This window comes from Streptococcus oralis (assembly GCF_001578945.1).
Lineage (GTDB): Bacteria > Bacillota > Bacilli > Lactobacillales > Streptococcaceae > Streptococcus > Streptococcus oralis_Q.
Genome location: NZ_KQ969551.1, coordinates 89,300 through 90,529, shown reverse-complemented (window position 1 = coordinate 90,529; position 1,230 = coordinate 89,300). Strand labels below are relative to the sequence as shown.

Annotated in this window: 2 protein-coding genes; one reads left to right on the top strand and one right to left on the bottom strand. The window is 42.7% G+C overall.

What is annotated here, in order from left to right:
• Positions 1-689 (bottom strand): glucosamine-6-phosphate deaminase (locus SORDD16_RS03110; protein ID WP_061452631.1); only part of this gene is annotated, 689 nt, incomplete at its 3' end.
• A 146-nt stretch (positions 690-835) separates the two neighbouring features.
• Between SORDD16_RS03110 and SORDD16_RS11535 the strand changes: the two genes are divergently transcribed.
• A partial coding sequence (locus SORDD16_RS11535) for an S-adenosylmethionine:tRNA ribosyltransferase-isomerase (protein ID WP_241733947.1) occupies positions 836-1,230 on the top strand: 395 nt, incomplete at its 3' end.

Genomic DNA, 1,230 nt, shown 5'->3' with positions numbered 1-1,230 from the left:
AGCGCTTCTGCATCAGCGATAATAGTCACATCAGGGTGGTTTTGTAGGCTACTTGCTGGGAGGTTCTCAGTCACTGGGCCTGACACTGTTCCAGCAATGGCCTCTGCTTTTGACTCACCGTAAGCAAAGAGAATAATTGACTTAGCATCCAAGATGTTTTTAATCCCCATTGAAATGGCTTGGGTTGGCACGTCTTCAATCTTGTCAAAGAAGCGAGCATTGGCTTCAATGGTAGACTGGTCAAGCTCTACAAGGTGTGTTTGACTGTCAAATGGAGTACCAGGCTCATTAAAGCCGATGTGACCGTTGCGACCGATTCCTAGAATTTGAAGATCAACTGGATGATCAGCTAGTACTTGATTGTAACGTTCTACTTCAGCTTCAGCATTGTCCTTGACTCCACGTGGCAAGAAACTTTCCTTAAATGGTTTTTGGTTGAACAAGTTTTCCTGCATAAAGTAACGATAAGACTGTGGGTTGTCTCCATCAAGTCCTACATACTCATCAAGGTTGACACTGGTTAGATTTGAAAAATCAAGGTCACTCTCAACGATTTCCTTGTAAAACTCAAGCGGACTGCTTCCTGTTGCAAGTCCTAATGTTTGAGCACCATTGGCTAATTTTTCCTTCAAAATCTCAAAAGCTACTTTTCCACCTTCGACTTGATTTTCAACTTTAATAACTTTCATTTTATATCCTCCATATTTCTATATTCATTATATGGTATAGACCAATTTTTGTCAAGTGAAAACGATTTATTTTTCAAAAAAGATTCGTCTGACTAGGAAACATGTTATAATAGGAAGGATTAGAACTTAGAAAGAATAATGAAAAAATGAATACAGCTGATTTTGATTTCCACTTACCTGAGGAATTGATTGCCCAAACGCCCCTTGAAAAACGAGATGCATCCAAACTACTTATCGTTAATCGTGAAACGGGAGAGATGCAGGATAAACACTTCCACTCCATTATTGATATGCTGGAACCTGGTGATGCCCTTGTCATGAACGACACTCGCGTTCTCCCTGCCCGCCTTTATGGTCAAAAAGAGGAGACCGGAGGGCACGTGGAGCTTCTTCTTCTCAAAAATACTGCCGGTGATGAGTGGGAAGTTCTGGCTAAACCTGCCAAACGCCTCAAGGTCGGTACTCGTGTCAGCTTTGGTGATGGTCGCCTCAGCGCTGTCGTTACGGAAGAATTGACCCACGGGGGCCGCATTGTCCGCTT